Source organism: Mycobacterium hippophais, assembly GCF_027529605.1.
In the GTDB taxonomy this organism is placed as follows: Bacteria; Actinomycetota; Actinomycetes; order Mycobacteriales; family Mycobacteriaceae; genus Mycobacterium; species Mycobacterium arseniciresistens.
Genome location: NZ_JAPZPY010000035.1, coordinates 1 through 570, shown reverse-complemented (window position 1 = coordinate 570; position 570 = coordinate 1). Strand labels below are relative to the sequence as shown.

Annotated in this window: 1 protein-coding gene; it reads right to left on the bottom strand. The window is 67.2% G+C overall.

All coding sequences use genetic code 11. From position 1 onward, the window contains the following. Positions 1-163: 163 nt before the first annotated feature. Positions 164-570, bottom strand: a 407-nt coding sequence (locus O6P37_RS28425) for a substrate-binding domain-containing protein (protein ID WP_269897217.1), incomplete at its 5' end; no start/stop codon positions are given.

Below are 570 nucleotides of genomic sequence, written 5' to 3'. Positions count from 1 at the left end.
ATGGCATGGATCTCGCCCGCGCCGATGCCGATCGACACGCCCTTGAGGGCGTGGACGACGCCGTAGGACTTGGTGATGTCACGGGCCTCGAAGATGGGGTGCGTCATGGCCGGGCGTCTCCTGAACGGGGCGCGCCTTGCGCGCGCGCCCCGCCCGTCGGGGGTTACTTGCAGTCTTCCTTGGTGATGAAGCGCGAGCCGGTGTCGTGGAAGAGCGGCGTCGTGTGGTTCTCGTTCATGGCGACGAGGTACTTCACCGCCCAGTAGCCCATGTCCCACTGGCGCTGCGCCTTCAGGGCCGTGATCGTGCCGTCGCAGACGGCGTCGACCGCCTCCGGCAGGTCGTCCATGCCGACTATCGCCACCTTGCCGGCAAGCCCGGCGTTCTTGACCGCGCGCGCCGCGCCGATCGGGTTGGAGGCGTTGGAGCCGAACAGGCCGGCGATGTCCGGATGGGCCTGCAGCGCGTTCTCGGTCAGCGTGACGGCTTCCTCGAGGATGTCGTTGTCGGGCTGCTCGAAGACGATCGTCATGTCCGGATGGCTTTCCAGCGCCTTCTTGAAGCCCTGGA